Source organism: Serratia sp. CY47444, from assembly GCF_052168635.1.
GTDB classification, from domain to species: Bacteria; Pseudomonadota; Gammaproteobacteria; order Enterobacterales; family Enterobacteriaceae; genus Serratia; species Serratia bockelmannii.
The window spans coordinates 98172-114813 of record NZ_JBJNMH010000014.1 but is presented as its reverse complement, the minus strand read 5'-3'; the positions used below and the strand labels follow the sequence as shown (position 1 = coordinate 114813).

Annotated in this window: 20 protein-coding genes and 1 tRNA gene; 10 read left to right on the top strand and 11 right to left on the bottom strand. The window is 60.2% G+C overall.

What is annotated here, in order from left to right:
- Positions 1 to 7: 7 nt before the first annotated feature.
- On the bottom strand, positions 8 to 1198 hold the full coding sequence (gene rlmI / locus ACJ8IL_RS17940) for a 23S rRNA (cytosine(1962)-C(5))-methyltransferase RlmI (RefSeq protein WP_025302317.1): 1191 nt from the start codon (positions 1196 to 1198) through the stop codon (positions 8 to 10).
- A gap of 93 nt (positions 1199 to 1291) precedes the next feature.
- Here rlmI and yccX point away from each other — a divergent pair, with 93 nt between their 5' ends.
- A complete protein-coding gene (gene yccX, locus ACJ8IL_RS17935) occupies positions 1292 to 1570 on the top strand; it encodes an acylphosphatase (protein WP_025302318.1) in 279 nt (92 codons plus the stop codon).
- Positions 1571 to 1604: 34 nt separating this feature from the next.
- Here the strand turns inward: yccX and tusE are convergent, their stop codons facing one another.
- Both tusE and yccA read right to left on the bottom strand, forming a co-directional pair.
- A complete protein-coding gene (gene tusE / locus ACJ8IL_RS17930) occupies positions 1605 to 1934 on the bottom strand; it encodes a sulfurtransferase TusE (RefSeq protein WP_004928095.1) in 330 nt (109 codons plus the stop codon).
- A gap of 111 nt (positions 1935 to 2045) precedes the next feature.
- On the bottom strand, positions 2046 to 2705 hold the full coding sequence (yccA, locus tag ACJ8IL_RS17925; protein WP_004928091.1) for an FtsH protease modulator YccA: 660 nt from the start codon (positions 2703 to 2705) through the stop codon (positions 2046 to 2048).
- A gap of 228 nt (positions 2706 to 2933) precedes the next feature.
- Between yccA and ACJ8IL_RS17920 the strand changes: the two genes are divergently transcribed.
- The 3 genes from ACJ8IL_RS17920 to ACJ8IL_RS17910 all read left to right on the top strand — a co-directional run bounded on the left by ACJ8IL_RS17920 (position 2934) and on the right by ACJ8IL_RS17910 (position 3885).
- Positions 2934 to 3021: transfer RNA gene (locus ACJ8IL_RS17920), tRNA-Ser, on the top strand.
- A gap of 228 nt (positions 3022 to 3249) precedes the next feature.
- Complete coding sequence (locus tag ACJ8IL_RS17915) at positions 3250 to 3465, top strand: hypothetical protein (RefSeq protein ID WP_016928277.1); 216 nt, start codon at positions 3250 to 3252, stop codon at positions 3463 to 3465.
- 27 nt (positions 3466 to 3492) lie between these two features.
- Positions 3493 to 3885 (top strand): hypothetical protein, encoded by a 393-nt coding sequence (locus tag ACJ8IL_RS17910; protein WP_254599096.1) that lies wholly within the window; start codon positions 3493 to 3495, stop codon positions 3883 to 3885.
- 157 nt (positions 3886 to 4042) lie between these two features.
- Here the strand turns inward: ACJ8IL_RS17910 and ACJ8IL_RS17905 are convergent, their stop codons facing one another.
- Positions 4043 to 4303 (bottom strand): DUF1471 domain-containing protein, encoded by a 261-nt coding sequence (locus ACJ8IL_RS17905; protein ID WP_173889796.1) that lies wholly within the window; start codon positions 4301 to 4303, stop codon positions 4043 to 4045.
- A 150-nt stretch (positions 4304 to 4453) separates the two neighbouring features.
- On the opposite strand from ACJ8IL_RS17905, the gene ACJ8IL_RS17900 reads away from it, so the two are divergent.
- Positions 4454 to 5383, top strand: coding sequence for a LysR substrate-binding domain-containing protein (locus tag ACJ8IL_RS17900; protein ID WP_060432837.1), 930 nt, complete (start codon positions 4454 to 4456; stop codon positions 5381 to 5383).
- Positions 5384 to 5390: 7 nt separating this feature from the next.
- On the opposite strand, the gene soxR is transcribed toward ACJ8IL_RS17900, so the two are convergent.
- A complete protein-coding gene (gene soxR / locus ACJ8IL_RS17895; RefSeq protein WP_060432838.1) occupies positions 5391 to 5861 on the bottom strand; it encodes a redox-sensitive transcriptional activator SoxR in 471 nt (156 codons plus the stop codon).
- Positions 5862 to 6005: 144 nt separating this feature from the next.
- Between soxR and ACJ8IL_RS17890 the strand changes: the two genes are divergently transcribed.
- From ACJ8IL_RS17890 to ACJ8IL_RS17880, 3 genes are read left to right on the top strand one after another with little or no spacing between them, the layout of a single operon-like run.
- Positions 6006 to 6434, top strand: coding sequence for a DoxX family protein (locus tag ACJ8IL_RS17890; RefSeq protein WP_060432839.1), 429 nt, complete (start codon positions 6006 to 6008; stop codon positions 6432 to 6434).
- Positions 6431 to 7516, top strand: coding sequence for an efflux RND transporter periplasmic adaptor subunit (locus ACJ8IL_RS17885; RefSeq protein ID WP_442516710.1), 1086 nt, complete (start codon positions 6431 to 6433; stop codon positions 7514 to 7516). Before ACJ8IL_RS17890 ends, ACJ8IL_RS17885 begins: the two co-directional genes overlap by 4 nt.
- Positions 7517 to 7526: 10 nt before the next feature.
- Complete coding sequence (locus ACJ8IL_RS17880) at positions 7527 to 10607, top strand: MexW/MexI family multidrug efflux RND transporter permease subunit (RefSeq protein WP_049295354.1); 3081 nt, start codon at positions 7527 to 7529, stop codon at positions 10605 to 10607.
- Positions 10608 to 10656: 49 nt separating this feature from the next.
- On the opposite strand, the gene ACJ8IL_RS17875 is transcribed toward ACJ8IL_RS17880, so the two are convergent.
- From ACJ8IL_RS17875 to ACJ8IL_RS17860, 4 genes are all read right to left on the bottom strand, one after another.
- Positions 10657 to 11457 carry a DNA/RNA non-specific endonuclease gene (locus ACJ8IL_RS17875; protein ID WP_015377376.1) on the bottom strand — a complete coding sequence of 267 codons (801 nt, stop codon included), beginning with the start codon at positions 11455 to 11457 and terminating at the stop codon, positions 10657 to 10659.
- A gap of 191 nt (positions 11458 to 11648) precedes the next feature.
- The gene (locus ACJ8IL_RS17870) at positions 11649 to 11963 is read right to left on the bottom strand and encodes a hypothetical protein (RefSeq protein ID WP_016928271.1); all 315 of its coding nucleotides are present in this window, start codon (positions 11961 to 11963) and stop codon (positions 11649 to 11651) included.
- A gap of 236 nt (positions 11964 to 12199) precedes the next feature.
- Positions 12200 to 12799, bottom strand: coding sequence for an NAD(P)H:quinone oxidoreductase (wrbA, locus tag ACJ8IL_RS17865; protein WP_025302329.1), 600 nt, complete (start codon positions 12797 to 12799; stop codon positions 12200 to 12202).
- A gap of 78 nt (positions 12800 to 12877) precedes the next feature.
- On the bottom strand, positions 12878 to 13495 hold the full coding sequence (locus ACJ8IL_RS17860; protein WP_043141841.1) for a LysE family translocator: 618 nt from the start codon (positions 13493 to 13495) through the stop codon (positions 12878 to 12880).
- Between the two features lie 68 nt (positions 13496 to 13563).
- Here ACJ8IL_RS17860 and ACJ8IL_RS17855 point away from each other — a divergent pair, with 68 nt between their 5' ends.
- A complete protein-coding gene (locus ACJ8IL_RS17855; protein ID WP_197769775.1) occupies positions 13564 to 14487 on the top strand; it encodes a LysR family transcriptional regulator in 924 nt (307 codons plus the stop codon).
- Here ACJ8IL_RS17855 and ACJ8IL_RS17850 read toward each other — a convergent pair.
- Both ACJ8IL_RS17850 and ACJ8IL_RS17845 read right to left on the bottom strand, forming a co-directional pair.
- Positions 14471 to 14944: a helix-turn-helix domain-containing protein gene (locus tag ACJ8IL_RS17850; protein WP_025302332.1), complete on the bottom strand. Its 474-nt coding sequence runs from the start codon at positions 14942 to 14944 to the stop codon at positions 14471 to 14473. The genes ACJ8IL_RS17855 and ACJ8IL_RS17850 overlap by 17 nt on opposite strands.
- A gap of 117 nt (positions 14945 to 15061) precedes the next feature.
- A complete protein-coding gene (locus ACJ8IL_RS17845) occupies positions 15062 to 15637 on the bottom strand; it encodes a helix-turn-helix domain-containing protein (protein WP_043141833.1) in 576 nt (191 codons plus the stop codon).
- A gap of 67 nt (positions 15638 to 15704) precedes the next feature.
- Between ACJ8IL_RS17845 and ACJ8IL_RS17840 the strand changes: the two genes are divergently transcribed.
- Complete coding sequence (locus ACJ8IL_RS17840; protein ID WP_049204275.1) at positions 15705 to 16628, top strand: DMT family transporter; 924 nt, start codon at positions 15705 to 15707, stop codon at positions 16626 to 16628.
- The last annotated feature ends 14 nt before the right edge of the window (positions 16629 to 16642 follow it).

The window sequence follows — 16642 nt, the reverse complement described above, 5'->3', positions numbered from 1 at the left end:
TTTCAAGTTACATCACCCGACAAGCGAAGCCTTTCAGATACAGCCCCTCAGGATACGTGGCGATCACCGGGTGATCGGCAGCCTGGCGGAACTGTTCTATAAATTGTACATCACGTCCGGCATCTACAGCGGCATCGGCCAAAATTTTCTGGAACAGGTCGGTCGGCATCAGGCCGGAGCAGGAGAAGCTGAGCAGAATGCCGCCTGGATTCAGCAACTGCAGCGCCAGCATGTTGATGTCCTTGTAACCGCGGCAGGCGCTGGCCAGCTGATTCTTGTTCTCGACGAATTTAGGCGGATCCATGATGATCAGATCGAATTTTTCGCCTTGAGCGCGGTAGTTGCGCAGCAGTTGGAACACGTCATCACGAACGAACTCCGCCTTGTTCAGATCGAGCTTGTTGAGCTCGACGTTCTGTTTGGCGATGTCCAGCGCTGCCTGCGAGGTATCCACGCTGATCACCTGTGCGCAGCCGCCCATCAGAGCGGAAACGGCGAAGGCGCCGGTGTAGGAGAAGCAGTTCAGCACCCGGCGGCCGGCAGAGTAGTTCCGCGCCGCCAGGCGACTGTCGCGCTGGTCGAGGTAGAAACCGGTCTTGTGCCCTTGCTGAATGTCCACCAGAAGCTTCATGCCGTGCTCGGTGATAGGCAGCAGTTCCGGCGGCAGATCGCCCAGCACCGGGCCCTGCGCCAGCGGCAGGCCTTCTTTTTTACGCACCGCAACGTCGGAGCGATCGTAAATCGAACATTCCGGGTAGCAATGCTGCAGGGCGGAAAGCAGGGCCGGGCGCTGGTATTCGGCACCGGCGGACAGCAGCTGCAGCACCAGGAAATTCTGGAAGCGATCGATAGTGATGCCCGGCAGGCCGTCGGATTCGCCGGCGATCAGACGGTATCCGTCCAGACCGTCGCGCTGTGCGACCCAATCGCGCCAGCTTTGCGCTTGCTGCAGGCGGCGAATGAAGAAATCGATGTTAATCTCTTCATCCTGCTGGAAAGTCCAGACGCGTGCGCGGATCTGCGACTCGGGCGAATAGGCGCCGCGAGCCAGCCATTTGCCCTGGCTGTCGAGAATATCGATGGTTTCACCGGAGTGGGCTTTGCCCTCAACGCGTTGAACGGCACCGGAGAACACCCAAGGGTGACGGCGGAGTAAGGACTTTTCACGTCCTTTGGCGAGAAACAGGCGTACGGTCATAATTAATAATGCTGCCAGCTAGGATAGAAAGAGTGACACGGCGGTGCAAAGGCACGGCAATGCCATAACGAAAACTTAATTAAGGGGGCGATTATGACACAAGTTTGCATTGCTGCGTATGTGTATGGCGTGGTGCAGGGGGTGGGGTTTCGCTATTCCACTCAGCGGCAGGCCGAGGCGTTGGGGGTGGCCGGCTATGCGCGCAACCTTGATGACGGCAGTGTCCAGGTGGTGGCCTGCGGCACACAGGCGCAGGTGGATAGGCTGGTGGAGTGGTTGAAACAGGGCGGCCCGCGCAGCGCGCGCGTCGAACGCGTGCTGGTGGAGCCACACGGCGTGGCTGACTACGATGGGTTCGGCATTCGCTATTAAACGCTCGCCTGCAGCGGCGCTGCGGGCGGAGCGGTCAGATGCATTTTACCGGTTTGGGCAACCCGGCGATCTTGGTGGCTTGTTTGGCCGGTCCTTTCGGGAACAGGCGATACAGATAGCGGCTGTTGCCTTTTTCTTCGCCGTATTTCTGTGCCATCGCTTTGACCAGCATGCGAATAGCCGGTGAGGTATTAAATTCCTGATAGAAGTCGCGCACGAAGCGCACCACTTCCCAGTGTGCTTCGGTGAGCACGATCTCTTCCTGCGCGGCCAGCAGCGGCGCCAGGCCTTCATGCCAGTCGGCGCTGTTTTTCAGATAGCCCTGCGCGTCAGTGTCAATAACCTGACCTTCAAACTCCAACATACTGCCTCGATAACGGATAATTCGGAACGGCCGCCAGTTTAGCAAATTTTTTCGGCCGCAAAAAACAAAGCCCCGCCGGAGCGGGGCCTGGAAGGCAAGCGTAACGTGCGATCAGTTGCTGCGGGCGAAGCCCAGAATGCTCAACAGGCTGATGAACATGTTGTAGAGCGACACGTACAGACTAACGGTGGCGCGAATGTAGTTGGTTTCGCCGCCGTGAATGATGTTACTGGTTTCCCACAGGATCGCGCCGGCGGAGAACAGGATGAACAGCGCGCTGATAGCCAGGTGCAGGGCAGGGATCTGCAGGAACAGGTTGGCGATCACCGCCACCAGCAGCACCACAAAACCTGCCATCATCATGCCGGACAGGAACGACATGTCTTTACGGGTGGTCAGCACATACGCCGAGCAGCAGAAGAACACGGCTGCGGTGCCGCCCAGCGCCAGCATGATCAGGTCGCCCGCACCGGCGTTCAGGAACGAGCTGAGGATTGGGCCGAGGGCATATCCCATGAAACCGGTCAGCGCGAACGCCGCCAAGATGCCCGCTGGGCTGTTGGCCAGTTTATGGGTCAGGAACATCAGGCCGTAGAAGCCAACCAGCATCAGCAGCAAGCCCGGCGCCGGCAGCCCCAGCATCGTGCTGGCGGTGGCGGTCAGGGCTGAGAAGGCCAGGGTCAGGGATAACAGGAAATAGGTGTTGCGCAGGACTTTATGCGTGCTGAGCAGCGAGTCGCGCGAAGAAGATGAGACGACAATGCGGTCCATAATGCTCTCTCTTATCAAGCCATAACAAAATAATCCCGATAATAGGCAGCGCAAGCGGTTGATTAAAGTTTGTTTACCAATCTTTACCCTTAGTTATCATTACGGCAACAGCGGGGATGCGGACGCGTGTTTGTTCGCCGTTTGCCGCGCCTTCGCTGATTTTTCGCGCGGTTGAACGCGCCCGGGCTTTACAAGCGAATAAGGTCTGTTTATAGTGCGCGTCGTTGCGGAGGGGTGGCCGAGTGGCTGAAGGCAACGGTCTTGAAAACCGTCGACGGGAAACCGTTCCAGAGTTCGAATCTCTGCTCCTCCGCCATACATTCTGACCCCGTGCTCTTTGAGCACGGGGTTTTTTGCTTTTGCGTGCGAAGAAACCGAGGCGTTTCTGCAGGAAACGCGATCGGCTATTGATAAGGGCTACGCATCGGTGAGATTATGCGGTCACCAAGGTCGGCCGCTCGGGTGCCTGCTGCTGTCAGGCGTGACCGGCGCGATAATCAACGCCGCCTTATCTATTTTCGCTTAATGCTCTATGGAGACAGAGATGAACTGGTATCAAGTCGCCTTATGGACCATGATCTTTCTGAAGTCCGGCGCTTTCCTGGTGTTCGTGTGGTGGTGGATGTTCAAGCGTGCGACCAAACCTTATGTGCGCCCGCAAGACGTCGTGGTGGACGATACGCCGTACGACGAGAACCTCACCATGGAAGAGGTGATGAAAAACCATGGCATCGTCCGTACGGATATGTCGGTAAAATAGTCCTCGCTTCTAATCGGTATCTGGGGCGTGTTTGCCACGAGCGCGCCCCATTGTGCTTCTTCGCTGCCTCTCTACTCCCCCCGCAACGCCGGCCTGACGGTCAGATTGCCTAAAATGCGCATGGCGCAGGGGCTGAATAACCACCAACCCGGTTACACGCCGTTCTCGCTGAATATCAACTGCCAGAATATGCGGCAGGAGGGCATTGCCGATCGCGCCGTCGAGATGTTTCTGTCCAGCAATAACCTGCTGGCCTCCGAAGCCAGCGCGCTGACAAATGCCAACGAGGGCGGCGCGCAAGAGGGGGGTTACGCCTGGTCAAACGCGACGCGTCGAGTTCGCCGGTGGTGTTGTCGCCCTCCAATGTCGATCGCGGCAGCGCCACCTAACTGTTTCATGTCACCGTCGGCGGCAGCCTGAACAGTTACTTCATCATCGGCCTGGGCGCTTATTATTACCCTTATCAGCGCGATGGTGTGACGCAGGATGAAATCAACACTTCGGCCACGTTGAACATTATTTATCCATGATGAATGGGGTGGTGCAAAAAAACGGCAGTTACCGCTGCCAGGGTTCGTTATTGATAAGTCATTGCGCTGGCGTGCAGCTTGTTATTACCTACGATCGCGATGATTTTGTAATAACGGGCACCAGCCTTGTCGGTTTTGTCTGCCAACATCTTTTCCGCATCGCTCAGATTCGCGGCACCGCTAACGGTAATCACCTGGCGCGGCGTCAGGGCGTCCGCCTGTTGACTATTGATTTGCGTTGCCGCGACTGTTGCACCTGAAAAGACAAAAGCGCCTAGCAGCATCGTTTTCAACATGACGTTCTTCATGATGTTCTCCTCAAGCACAATACGCTTGTCATTTGCTATGGTTGAATCTTTTTGTTTCGTTATGCTAAAGGATAAGCAGCAAGGTGCCAGCGCGGTAGTGCCTGAAAGCGTAATGCATCGTTTCCAAAATGGGAACAATAAGGGGGGGGCATGCAGGATTTGAACGATCTTCAATTGTTTGCTTTGGTGGTGCGACACGGTGGTTTCGCCGCAGCGGAGCGGGCGAGCGGCGAAGCCAAGTCCAAACTCAGCAAATGCGTGTCTCGCCTGGAGACGAGTTACGGTGCGCGATTAATCGAACGTTCGACGCGCAGTTTCCGTGTTACGGATATTGGCCGCGATGTGTATCGGCAGTGTGAGGCGATTATCGAGCGGTTGGAGGCGACTGAGGCCATCGTCGCCCGTGCTCGGGACGAAGTGAGCGGCTGCCTGCGCATCAGTTCACCGCCCGGTTTGATGCAGTATTATAATTCCCATCTGCTGTTGAATTTTATGACGCGTTACCCGGACGTACGCGTACAACTGTTGATCCATGAGCGCCATGTGGATCTGATCAATGAAAAGATCGATGTGGCGTTTCGCATTACGAGTCATTTCGACCAGGATCAATCATTGATTAAACGCGATCTTGGCGTGCGGCAACGCATTTTGGTCGCCGGCGCACAGCTGGTGGAGAAAGCCGGCGGCTTGCCGCAGTCGTTCGAACAGCTGGCCAGCTTGCCGACGTTATCGATGGGAGAGTGGCTGGATCGCGAACGATGGGAATTCGAGGATAATGCAGGCAATAAACGTTCTTTCGTACATGTACCCCGGCTGTGTTGCGGGGATTACAGCACGTTGCATAGTGCGGCGATTGCCGGGATGGGCGTAGCGTTTTTGCCGATCCATTTGTGTGCCAACGAATTGCGAACGGGTCAACTGCTGCGCCTGCTGCCGCAGTGGCGTGCGCCGAACAGCATTGTTCATCTGGTGTTCACCAGTGGCAAAGGCTTGTTGCCGCCGGTGCGGGCGTTTATCGATCACAGCGTCGCGGTATTCGCCGAAGCCAATCGCCGCCTCTCAACGATGCCGGTTGCCTAGCTGCTTATCACTGCCCATCCGGGTGTTCGAAAATATGCGCGCCGGCTCCTTGCTGGCCCAATATATCGTTTGGGTTGCGCAGCGGGCAGTCGGCGAGGGACAGGCAGCCGCAGCCGATACAGCTGTCGAGATGATCGCGCAGCACCGTCAGCCGCTGTATGCGTTCATCCAGCGTTTTGCGCCAGGAGGAGGATAAAATCCCCCATTGTTCGGCGGTTAGCTTGCTGCCGGTGGGAAAACGCCCCAGCGTGGCGCGGATCTCCTCCAGCGGAATGCCCGCGCTTTGCGCGATTTTGATCACCGCGATATAGCGCAACACCACCGGCGTGTAGCGGCGCTGGTTACCGGCGTTGCGCGTCGCCTGAATCAGCCCTTTACTCTCGTAGAAGTGCAGCGCGGATACCGCCACGCCGCTGCGTTTCGCCACTTCCCCGACGGTCAATAGCCGATTGGCGTCAATCGGTTCATTTCTTGCCATTTTATCTTCCTTAACTTGACCTAAAGTTAACCTGAGGTTTTATAGTTCAGCCTGCCGGGTTTGGCAACCGGCATCTCTCGAGACCTGCCCCCGTCTTATCGGGGAAAAGGATGGCTTTGGCTGTAAAATCAGGAAGAAATCGTTATGCAACGCTTTATCAACACCGCTCTGGACAGTTATTGGCTTTGGCTGCTCGCACGCCTGTGCTTGATGGTGATTTTCATCTCGTCGGGGCTCGCCAAGCTGTTCGACATCGAAGGGAGCCTGGCGGAAATGCGCGCTGCCGGTTTGCATCCGGCCTGGCTGTTCAACCTGGCGTCAGCGGCGGTGCTGCTGACAGGTTCGGTATTGATTCTGCTGAACCGGTGGGTGTGGCTGGGCGCCGGCATGCTGTCGGTATTCCTGATCCTGACTATCGCGATCGTACACACCTTTTGGAATATGTCCGCTCCCAGGATGCAAATTTCCCTCTACTTCGCGCTGGAACACATCTCGGTGATCGGCGGCCTGTGGGTGACGGCCATCGCCAGCCGATTGCGCCAACGTCTGGCAGATGTCTGCGAGGAGTCATGATGAAACGATACCTCATTATTGCCGCGCTGCTGGCGGCACTCGCCGTCGCCGCCGTTGCGATGCGTTCCACCGCGCGACAAAGCGAAGGCGCGCCGGCCTATCCGCCGATTAAAGTGGCGCTGGCGCCCGCCCTGCGTGAGCAGGCGGCACGCAGCTATGCCGGCGTGGGCGAGCTGGAGGCGGCCAGCCAGGTGGAAGTGGCGGCAGAGACCAGCGGCCGCATCACACGCATTCTGTTCGAATCCGGCCAAACGGTGCGGCAGGGGCAACTGCTGGTGCAGCTTAACGATGCGGTTGAACAGGCTGAGCTGGTGCGCCTGCAGGCGCAATTGCGCAATGCCGATCTCCTGCTGGCGCGCATGCGCAAGCTGATGAACCTCAACGCCACCGCGCGGCAACAGCTGGACGACGCGCTGGCCGAGCGGGATATGGCGTTCGGTGCGGTGCAGGAAACGCAGGCCAAAATTGCGCAAAAGGCGGTCCGCGCGCCGTTCTCCGGCACCATCGGCATTCGCCGCGTGCATGAAGGGCAATACCTCAACGCCGCCGAGGCGGTGGCGAACCTGGTGGACGCCGATACGCTGCGCGTCAATTTCTCGCTGGACGAACAAAGCAGCGCCGGGCTGGCATTGGGGCAGGCGGTGTCGGTGCAGGTTGGGGCGTATCCCGATCGCGCTTTCCCCGCCACCATTACCGCTATCGACCCGATGATCGGCAAATCCCGCACCGTGCAGGTGCAGGCGACGTTGACCAACCGTGAGGGGTTGCTGAAGGCGGGCATGTACGCCGGCATTCGCGTCACGCAACGGCAACGCGTGGCGGTGCTGACGGTGCCGGAAACGGCGCTGACCTATACGGCGTACGGCGATACCGTGTTTCTGGCGCAGCAGGGTGAAAAGGGCATGACGGTCAAACGCATTTCGGTCACCGTGGGTGAGCGCAACGACGGGCGCGTCGAGATCGTCAACGGCCTGCAGGCCGGCGATCGGGTGGTGACTTCGGGCCAGCTCAAGCTGAGCGACGGCATGGCGGCCGAGCCGGTGGCGCAGGATACCCTGAGCGCCGCCCCGGCCGGTTCCTGAGGAGAGACCGATGACATTTACCGATCTGTTCGTGCGCCGGCCGGTGCTGGCGTTGGTGGTCAGCACCCTGATCCTGCTGTTCGGCGCGCTGGCGCTCAGCAAACTGCCGATCCGCCAATACCCGTTGCTGGAAAACTCTACCATTACCATCAGCACCGACTATCCCGGCGCGTCGTCCGAGCTGATGCAGGGCTTTGTCACGCAGCCGATCGCTCAGGCAGTGTCTTCCGTCGAGGGCGTTGACTACCTTTCTTCCTCGTCGGTGCAGGGGCGCAGCGTGGTGACGGTGCGTATGGCGCTGAACCGCGACTCCACCCAGGCGCTGACTGAAGTGATGGCCAAGGTCAACCAGGTGCGCTACAAGCTGCCGGAGCAGGCTTACGATCCGGTGATTGAGCGGTCCGCCGGTGAAGCTACCGCCGTGGCCTATGTCGGTTTCTCCAGTAAAACGCTGTCCACACCGGCGCTGAGCGAATACCTGACGCGGGTGGTGGAGCCGATGTTCACCACCATCGACGGCGTCGCCAAGGTGGAAGTGTTTGGCGGGCAAAAAATGGCGATGCGCCTGTGGCTGGACAGCGATCGGCTGGCCGGCCGCGGCCTGACTGCCGCCGACGTGGCCGACGCGGTGCGGCGCAACAACTACCAGGCGGCGCCGGGCAAGGTAAAAGGGCAGTACGTGGTTGCCAACGTGCGGGTGAATACCGATCTCACCAGCGTGGAAGAGTTCCGCAATCTGGTGGTGCGCAACGACGGCAACGGCCTGGTGCGCTTGAAAGACGTTGGCACCGTGGAGCTAGGCGCCGCGGCCACCGAAACCAGTGCCCTGATGGATGGCGAACCAGCGGTGTTCCTCGGCGTCTTCCCTACGCCGACCGGCAACCCGCTGGTGATCGTCGACGGCATTCGTCACCTGATGCCGGCGATCGACAAGATGCAGCCGCCGGGCGTGAAGATGGCGCTGGCGTTCGAGACCGCGCGCTTTATTCAGGCCTCGATCGATGAAGTGGTGCATACCCTGCTCGAAGCGCTGGCGATCGTGGTGGCGGTGATCTATCTGTGTCTGGGGTCGCTGCGCACCGTGTTGATCCCGGTGGTGACCATTCCGCTGTCGATCCTTGGCGCTGCAGGGCTGATGCTGGCCTTCGGCTTCAGCGTCAATTTGCTGACGCTGCTGGCGATGGTTCTGGCGATCGGTTTGGTGGTGGACGACGCCATTGTGGTGGTGGAGAACGTACATCGCCATATCGAAGAGGGGAAAACGCCGCTGGCGGCGGCGATGATCGGCGCACGCGAGGTGGCGGGGCCGGTGATCGCCATGACGCTGACGCTGGCGGCGGTCTATGCGCCGATCGGCCTGATGGGCGGGCTGACCGGCGCGCTGTTTCGCGAGTTCGCGCTGACGCTGGCCGGGGCGGTGGTGGTGTCCGGCGTGGTGGCGCTGACGTTGTCGCCGGTGATGAGCTCGCTCCTGCTGCCGGCCAAACAGAGCGAAGGGCGCGTGGCGCACGCCGCCGAGTGGTTCTTCGGCGGCCTGACGCGGCGTTATGCGCGCGCGCTGGACTTCTCGCTGCACCACCGTTGGTTGACTGGGACGCTGGCGCTGTTGGTGATGATCAGCCTGCCGCTGTTGTACCTGATGCCGCAGCGCGAGCTGGCGCCGACCGAGGATCAGGCCATCGTACTGACCGCCATCAAGGCGCCGCAGCACGCCAACCTGAACTATGTCGAACGCTTTGCTTACAAGCTGGATGAGGTCTACAACCGCATGCCGGAAACCGAAAGCCGCTGGATCATCAACGGCAGCGACGGCACGGCGTCCGGCATTGGCGGTATCAACCTGACGCTGTGGCAGGCGCGCCAGCGCTCGGCGTCGGTGGTGCAGGCCGATCTGCAACGGGCGGTGAACGATGTCGAAGGCACCAGCATTTTCGCCTTCCAACTGCCCGCCTTGCCGGGTTCCACTGGAGGGCTGCCGGTGCAGATGGTGCTGCGTACGCCGCAGGACTACCCGCAGCTGTACCGCACCCTGGAAGAGGTGAAGCAGAACGCCAGAAACAGCGGCCTGTTTATGGTGGTGGACAGCGATCTGGACTACAACAACCCGCTGGCGGAGGTGCATATCGACCGCGCCAAGGCCAACAGTCTGGGGATCCGCATGAGCGACATCGGCGAATCGCTGGCGGTGCTGGTGGGGGAGAACTACCTCAATCGCTTCGGCATGGACGGGCGCGCCTATGACGTGATCCCGCAAAGTCTGCGCGAACAGCGGCTGACGCCGCAGGCGCTGGCGCGGCAGTACGTCCGCACCCAGGACAATACGCTGGTGCCGCTCTCCACCGTAGTATCGGTGGCCGTTAAGGTCGAACCGAACAAGCTGACTCAGTTTAACCAGCAGAACGCCGCCACCCTGCAGGCCATTCCCGCCCCCGGCGTTTCGATGGGCGAAGCGGTGGCCTTCCTCGAACGGCAGGCGAATGCGTTGCCGGCCGACTTTAGCCATGACTGGCAGGGGGATTCGCGCCAATATACCCAGGAAGGCAGCGCGCTGGCGTTCGCGTTCCTGGCGGCGTTGGTGATCATTTACCTGGTACTGGCGGCGCAGTACGAGAGCCTGAAAGATCCGCTGATCATCCTCATCACCGTGCCGCTGTCGATCTGCGGCGCCTTGCTGCCGCTGGCGTTGGGTTACGCCACGATGAATATCTATACCCAGGTCGGGCTGGTGACCCTGATCGGGCTGATTAGCAAGCACGGTATTTTGATGGTGGAGTTCGCCAACGAACTGCAGATGCATCAGGGGCTGACGCGGCGCGACGCGATTTTGCAGGCGGCGCAAATTCGCCTGCGGCCGGTGCTGATGACCACCGGGGCGATGGTGTTCGGTTTGATCCCGCTGCTGTTCGCCAGCGGCGCCGGTGCCGCCAGCCGCTTCGGGCTGGGGCTGGTGATCGTCTCCGGCATGCTGGTGGGCACGCTGTTTACCCTGTTCGTGCTGCCGACGGTGTACACGCTGTTGGCGCGCGATCATGCGGTGGCGTCGCCCCGGCAGCGTGAGTTGGCCGCCGCGCAAAAGGCGCTGACGGAATAAACCGCCGGCGCCCGTATGAAAAATAAACCCGCCTCGGCGGGTTTTTTCGTCAGTTTTTGCAGCCCATCAACTCCGGCAGGACGCCGGGCTTGCTCTTCAGCGAAGCCTGCACGTCGTCCGGCAGACCGGCCCAGATGATCAGGCCGGTACGCTTCTCGATCTCGTCCACCGTCACGCGGAACTGGCAGAAATCGGCGCCCTTCGGCGTGTTCTGATCGAACAGGAAGGCGGCATAGTGGTTCACCGCCGGGCTGTTGTTGATGAAAATCACCTTCCAGTAGGCGCTGGGGATGGTATGCGCTTTCTGGGTGCCCGGCAGTTTGCCCATATCGCGTTCATACAGCGGCCCGGTCACGGTATAGACCGAGGAGATATCGGCGCGATCGATCAGCTTGCGTTCCTGATCTTCCAGCCGCGCCCAGGCGCCCTGGTTAAGATCGGACTTTTGCGGCGTGATGTTGGACAGGTAGTTCAGCGATTCCCAGTCGGAAACGCCCGCCAGCGAAGCCAGCGGCGCCTGATGACCGCGATCGACCTTCAGCGCCGCATTGGCGCCGGTGTAATCGGCGGGCGCTAACGTGTCCGCCGGGTTGAGCGCCGGATCGGTTTTCCAGTTGCGCGTCTTGCCGCTGGCCGGTGTGTCTTTGGTGATGTGATAGGCCACCCAGTTGGCGAACTTGGTGGTGCTGTTGTTGTTCAACGTATAAGCATGACGCACGATAGACACGTTGCTGCTGCCACCGGTCGGGCAGCCGACCGCGCAGTTGTCGATGGATTCGAGCGTGTCGGCCGACGCCTGTGCGGCGAACAGCAGGGCGGCCAGGGCCAACATCTTGTTGTTAAAGCGCATATTCATATCCTCAATAAGTTAAAAAGTACTGTATATATTTACAGTAAAATAAACTTATCGCAGTGAAACGAATACAACAATGCAACATATTCATGTTGTGAATGTGTCAGTCATGGTACAGCCAAGCCGCACGTGAAATGCGGCAGAAATGAAAACGGCGTCCAACAGACGCCGTTTCAAAGGGGGGAGGATTACTCCAGCAGGTCGTTGACCGTGCGGCGAACGTAATGCGTCATCTGCGCCAGATCGTCCGGTGATACCGGGCCGCCGCCGGCGCGCACCACCTGCTGTTCGATCTGCGCGATTTCCTGCTCGACCTTGTTGGCGATCTGTACTTTGACTATCTTGTCCACCGAAGACAGCAGCACCTTCAAGACGACTTTCAGCGCGATGTTTTCGCAGAACGAGTCGTAGTGATGAACCGGCGGCGGCGGGGCCGGAGCCGGCTCGGGCGCGCGCGGAGCCAGAGCCTTGAAGCTGTCTACATTTTCAATAATAAGATCCATGTCTCTTATTAGTTCATCAAAATCTTTAGACACTGACTTATTCCCTTCGCTGTGCGCAAAAAACAGAACGCCCGTCCTCGGGCTGAAAGCGGATGAGCGACGGGCAGAACGAATTCGGGCCTGGCCTTCAGACGCTGAATGGCCGGGGGAGGGGCATTCTAACCTTGCGGCGGGTTGGCAACAAGATGGGGCCGTGCGAATGCGCGGCCCTTTGGATCACGGGGGCTGGAGGGTGCTTAACTTTTCAGCTTGGCGGTGATTTTAGCCACGTGTTCGCCCTGATAACGGGCAATGGTCAGCTCTTCGTTACTCGGCTGCCGCGAACCGTCGGCGCCGGCGATGGTGGTGGCGCCATACGGGGTGCCGCCGCGTACCTGCGAAACGTCAAACAGCTCCTGCGTCGCATAGCCGATCGGTACGATGATGAAACCGTGGTGCGCCAGCGTGGTCCAGGTCGAACTGATGGTGTGTTCCTGGCCGCCGCCGGTGCCGGTGGAGGAGAAGACGCTGCCTACCTTGCCGTACAGCGCGCCGGAAGCCCACAGCCCGCCGGTTTGATCGAGGAAGGTGCGCATTTGCCCGGCCATATTGCCGAAGCGGGTTGGCGTGCCGAAGATAATGCCGTCATAGTCCGCCAGTTCTTGCGGGCTGGCGACCGGCGCCTGCTGGTGTTGCTTGCCCCCGGCTTTGGCGAAGGCCTCCGGCGTCATGGTTTCCGGCACGCGTTTAATCGTCACGTCCACGTCGTTGACACGGTTCGCCCCTTCAGCCACCGCCTGCGCCAGGCGTTCGATGTGGCCGTACATTGAGTAATAAAGCACCAACAGTTTCGTCATGTTTCGTACTCCCGCTCAGATGATTAACAAAAAACCCTGATAAGCATAGAAGCGAATGACGAACTTGGCGTCGTGGCGTTACCTGATGCCGGCGATCGCCAACAGGGCGCCAAAGACAATCAGCAGCCCGCCAAAGGTGCGGTCGATGCCGCGGCGTAAACGCAAAAAGCGCGCATTGACGCCAGGCGCGGAAAACAGCAACGCAACGGCAGCGAACCAGAACACATGGACGGCGGCAATAAAGAGGCCATAGCCAATTTGTACACCGAGCGGGGTGTGCGGAGAGACGACCTGCATGAATAGGCTGACGATGAAAATGGTGGTTTTCGGGTTTAACGCGTTGGTGAAAAAGCCGGTTTTCAGCGCGCCGAAATCGCTGATGGCGGCCGGCGCGGTGCTGGGCGTGGCATCCTGATGCGCCGCGTTGCGCAGCAGCGTAAAGCCAAGATAGATCAGATAAGCGGCGCCGATGCCTTTGAGCAGGTTAAACAACCAGGGCGATTGTTGAATCAACACGCCGACGCCAATCAGCGTATAGCTGACATGAACCAGTACGCCGGCGCCGATGCCACAGGCGGTCAATATGCCGGCGCGGCGTGAGAGCAGCAGACTGTTGCGCGAGACCATGGCGAAGTCCGGCCCTGGGCTTATCACGGCGAGTAAAGTAATGGTGACGACAGCGATGAGTTCAGTCATAGTTATCCTTGCGATGTTTAACAATAGAGTGACTGATTTATAAGAGTAATTTTTCTCGGTGACAAACGATGAATAGTGACAATATCGGTGAGAAAAACTCACGCAAAACCGGCAGGCCGTTGCCGTTGGGCGGACTGCGCTGCTTCGAGGCCGCCGCGCGGCTGGAAAGTTTTACGCAGGCGGCGCAGGGGCTGAATTTGACGCATGGCGCCGTCAGCCGGGCGGTGCGGGCGCTGGAAGAGGAACTGGGCGTGGCGTTGTTTGAGCGCCGCCATCGGCGGGTACTGCTCACGGCGGCGGGGCGCAAGCTGTTTCAGGCGACGCAGCAGGCCTTCGGCATTCTGGATCATACCGCGCTGGAACTGCGTCAGCAGGCGCTCGACGCGTCGCTGGTCTTGTCCTGTGAACCGACCTTATTGATGCGTTGGCTGATCCCGCGTCTGCCGGCTTTTCAGCAGGCGCATCCGGACATCAACTTACAGCTGGTGGCCGGTGGCGGGCCGTTTTCGTTCCATGACGGCATTACGGCGGCGATCAGGCGCAATGACTTCGATTGGGGAAAGCAGGTGCATAGCCTGGCGCTGTTCAGTGAAAAGGTTGGGCCGGTGTGCCAACCCGGGGCATTGGCAAGGATGACGATCGCTGAGGGCAGCCTGCTGAGTTTGCGGCCCGGCGCGAAGCTGCTGCATGCCGCCACCCGGCCGGATGCCTGGTGGCATTGGGCGCAGCAACAGGGGATGGCCTTGGTGGGGCATCCAGAGCAGCGCTTTGATCATTTCTATTTCAGCCTGCAGGCGGCGGTCGCCGGTCTTGGCATTGCGATGGGCCCGTGGCTGCAAGTGCGAGACGATCTGGCCGCCGGCTTGTTGAGCGCGCCGTTCGGTTTTATGCCCGACGGCAGCGGCTATTACCTGCTGTCGCCGCAGCCGATCGTGCCCGGCAGCGCGCTGGCTCGGCTGGCCGAGTGGTTGAGGCTCACGGCAGACGCCTGAGTTTTTGCGCCAGCCGCTGTTCCTGCCAGCGGCTGAAGACGTTACGAAGCAGCAGAGTGCGCACCGCCCGCATGACCAGCGCGAGGCTCATGCCGCCGATCGCCCACAGCGACCAGAGATAGTGCGGATGGGTAAAGACGTTGACAGCGAGCAATATCGCACCGATGACGGCGAAACGCACCGCCATGCTCAGCAGTTTGCCTTCTGCCGCGACCTGGCGACGAAGACGTTGTTCGTCAGGCGTCTCCTCCCCCATTGTCGTCTGTTGCGGCTGTGCGTTGAGATTGCTGACCTGCACGCCCAGCGCGGCAGCGATCGCGGTCAAGGTTTCCAGGCTGGCCTGTTCGCCGTTTTCAATCCGCTGTACGGTGCGGGTGCTGAGGCCGGCGATGGTCGCCAGCTGCTCCTGCGACCAGCCTTTTTCCAGACGTAATGGCCTGATGCGATACTTTTGCATGGTGCACTCCTGAGTTCGCTGTCACTGCCATTCAGTGTAGGGCGGGCGGGGTAGCTGCGCCACGACAGCGGCACGACAGCGACACGACACCCGCCGCCGGCGCGGGCTGGCGAGCAGTCAGAAGGCGACGTTGCGGATAAAGCGCAGCGGGAGATCGCCGTGGTTGGCGTAGGCGTAGCGTTGATCGCTGTTGAAGGTTTGTGCGGTGCCCGCGCTGAGCGTCAGCGTGCCTTGTTCCAACTCCAGCGTCAGGGTACCGGCAATCACGTAGATCATTTCATTCCAGCCTTCCGCGTCCGGCGCAGAGTCATAGCGCTCGCCCGGCATCAGCGTCCATTCCCACAGCTCGGCCCGTTGGCGCGCCGGCACGCTGGCGGCGAACAGCGCCTGGCTGCCCGGTTGCGCGCCTTGCCAGGCCAGTTCCCCCACCAGATGGTTGCCGCGCGCTTCCGGCGCCTGGATCAGATCGGTGAACGAAATCTTCAGGGCAGCGGCGATCTTGTCGAGCACCGCCAGGCTGACGTTGCGATCGCCGGCCTCGATGCCCGCCAGCATGCGGCGGCTGACGCCGGAAAGTTCGGCCAGCGCCATCTGGCTCAGGCCCGCCTGTTGGCGGTAGCCGCGCAGATTGCTGCTCAGGTACTGCAGCACCTTGGGGGGATCGGTTTTCGCGTTATGCGCCGTATTGCTCATCGCCGGACTTTATCTCATACTGGCAGGATCTGTGCATTATATTGCACTCAGCAGGAAGGGCAAGCCGGTGTCAGCAGCAAAAAAATCCTTTATTTCCGCCGTGGTTCCGCAAATCAGGTTGCCGGAAGCGGTGTTGATTTTCATCACCATGATCTGGGGCGGCACCTTTTTGGCGGTGCATCACGCGATGCAAGTCAGCGGGCCGTTCTTTTTCGTCGGTCTGCGTTTCGCCACCGCCACGCTGGCGTTGACGCTGTTTTCGCTGCGCGTTCTGCGCGGCCTGACCCTGTATGAACTGAAGGCGGGCGTACTGATCGGGCTGGCGATCATGTTCGGCTACAGCATGCAAACCGTCGGTCTGCAGACGATTACCAGCAGCCAATCGGCGTTCATCACCGCCATGTACGTGCCGATCGTGCCGCTATTGCAATGGCTGGTACTGGGGCGGTTCCCCGGCATCATGTCGTGGATCGGTATTCTGCTGGCTTTTACCGGCCTGATGCTGCTGGCGGCACCGAGCAGCACGGACATGACGCTGAGCCTTGGCGAAATGCTGACGCTGGCTGGCACGCTGGGCATGGCGGCAGAGATCATTCTGATCGGTGCCTTCGCCGGTAAGGTCAATATCCGCCGGGTGACCATTGTGCAGCTGGCGACCGCCTCGCTGGCCTCGTTTTTGATGATGGTGCCGACCGGCGAGTCGCCGCCGCCGTATTCGGATTACCTGTTGTACAGCGCCATTGGGCTGGGGCTGGCCAGCGCCTTGATTCAGCTGACTATGAACTGGGCGCAGCGCAGCGTTTCGCCGACGCGGGCCACGGTGATTTACGCCGGCGAACCGGTCTGGGCGGGCATTGTCGGGCGGCTCGCCGGTGAACGTTTACCGGGCGTGGCGTTGTTGGGGGGCGCGTTGATCGTGATTGGGGTGGTAGTCAGCGAGCTGCGCATACGGCGCAAGGGGAAAGCAGCGGTGGCGACGGAAGCGGATTAGCGCAGAGGCGTAGA